This is a genomic window from Paenibacillus sp. EKM211P (assembly GCF_011066175.1).
GTDB classification, from domain to species: domain Bacteria; phylum Bacillota; class Bacilli; order Paenibacillales; family Paenibacillaceae; genus Paenibacillus; species Paenibacillus polymyxa.
In genome coordinates, this window is the sequence record NZ_JAAMNS010000059.1 from 1 (window position 1) to 377 (window position 377).

The 377-nt window shown below is 50.1% G+C and carries 2 tRNA genes and 1 rRNA gene; all 3 read left to right on the forward strand.

The features are described from left to right. A 5S ribosomal RNA gene (gene rrf, locus G9G57_RS26490) occupies positions 1 to 76 on the forward strand; the annotation flags it as partial. Positions 77 to 115: 39 nt separating this feature from the next. Next, a tRNA-Ile gene (locus G9G57_RS25335) sits at positions 116 to 192 on the forward strand. A gap of 21 nt (positions 193 to 213) precedes the next feature. Continuing rightward, positions 214 to 289, forward strand: a tRNA-Ala gene (locus G9G57_RS25340). Positions 290 to 377 lie beyond the last annotated feature (88 nt).

Sequence of the window (377 nt, forward strand, 5' to 3'; positions counted from 1 at the left end):
GAACACGACCGTTAAGCCCTCCAGCGCCGATGGTACTTGGACCGCAGGGTCCTGGGAGAGTAGGACGCCGCCAAGCGCAACCACTAAAGAATAATTTTTTTTGGTGGTTTATTATGGGCCCTTAGCTCAGCTGGTTAGAGCGCACCCCTGATAAGGGTGAGGTCGGTGGTTCGAGTCCACTAGGGCCCACCATATAACTTTATATTTCCTTTTGGGGCCATAGCTCAGCTGGGAGAGCGCCTGCCTTGCAAGCAGGAGGTCAGCGGTTCGATCCCGCTTGGCTCCACCAAAAGATTTATCATTGCACCTTGAAAACTGGATACCGAAACGAAATTGCGTTTTAGAATATTCCTTTAAGCTGATCTTGTGTAAACAAG